The organism is Bifidobacterium sp. VU/mBH4 (B4), assembly GCF_058199535.1.
This window is the reverse complement of record NZ_JBVPQJ010000019.1, coordinates 1-1,097: the sequence shown is the minus strand read 5'-3', so window position 1 is coordinate 1,097 and position 1,097 is coordinate 1. Positions and strand designations below refer to the sequence as shown.

The 1,097-nt window shown below is 57.5% G+C and carries 1 protein-coding gene; it reads right to left on the bottom strand.

Annotated features, from left to right (window positions below):
• Positions 1–938 (bottom strand): TIM-barrel domain-containing protein (locus AC0AII_RS08790; protein ID WP_490446838.1); only part of this gene is annotated, 938 nt, incomplete at its 3' end.
• Positions 939–1,097: the final 159 nt, after the last annotated feature.

Genomic DNA, 1,097 nt, shown 5'->3' with positions numbered 1-1,097 from the left:
AGTTCTTTGAATTGGGGGTCTTCGATGTCCCCGTCGTGGAAGCCGCCCATGTCGGTGGTGAACCAGGGGATGCCGGCCATGCCCATGTGGATGGCACAGGTGATCTGCGCCTTCAGATCCTGGAAGGAGGACCCCACATCCCCCGACCAGACCAGAGCCCCGTACCGCTGCGAACCCGCCCAGGCGCACCGGGTCAGATTCACGATCTGGCCCTCCCGGCCCGCCTCCAGCTGACCCTCATAGAAGACCTTGTTGTACTCCAGGGGATATATGTTCCCCACCTCCACATTGGGCCCGGCATAATACCGGTAATTGGCGAAATCATACGTCCCGTACTCAGGCTCAGCCTCATCCAGCCAGAACGCATCCACCCCCTTGTCCGCATAATTGCGCTTGCAAAGATCCCAAACAAACCTACGAGCCTCAGGATTAGTCGCGTCATAAAACTGATTGGGCTCCATGAACATCATGCCTACATCAATTCCCTGCTCTGCATTAACCAGGAGGTTATTGGCATGCATATAAGCGTAGTTTTCGCTGGATAGTGCTACTTGGGGCCAGACGGAGACCATGACCTTGACGCCCTGGGCATGCAGCCGCTCGCACATGCCCTCAGGATCAGGCCAGAACTCATCCTCAAACCGGTAATCACCCATATGAGGCCAATGGAAGAAGTCCACCACCACAACATCCAACGGGATCCCACGACGACGGAACCCCTCCACCACATCCTCCACCTGACGCTGATTCCAATACCGCAGCTTGCACTGCCAAAAACCCAACCCCCACTCAGGCATCACCGGCGCATGCCCCGTCACATCCGCATACCGACGCACCACAGCCCGCGGCGACGAGCCCGCCGTCACCCAATAATCAATCTGCCGAGTCGAAGCCGCGCACCACTTGGTCCCATTCGACGCAAACGACACCCGGCCCACCGCCGGATTATTCCACAAAAACCCATACCCCGCACTCGACACCACAAACGGCACCGACGCCTGCGAATTCCGATGCGCCAGCTCAAACGAACACCCCTTCAAATCCAACCTATCCTGCTGATACTCACCCATCCCATACAAACACTCATCATCAGGAGC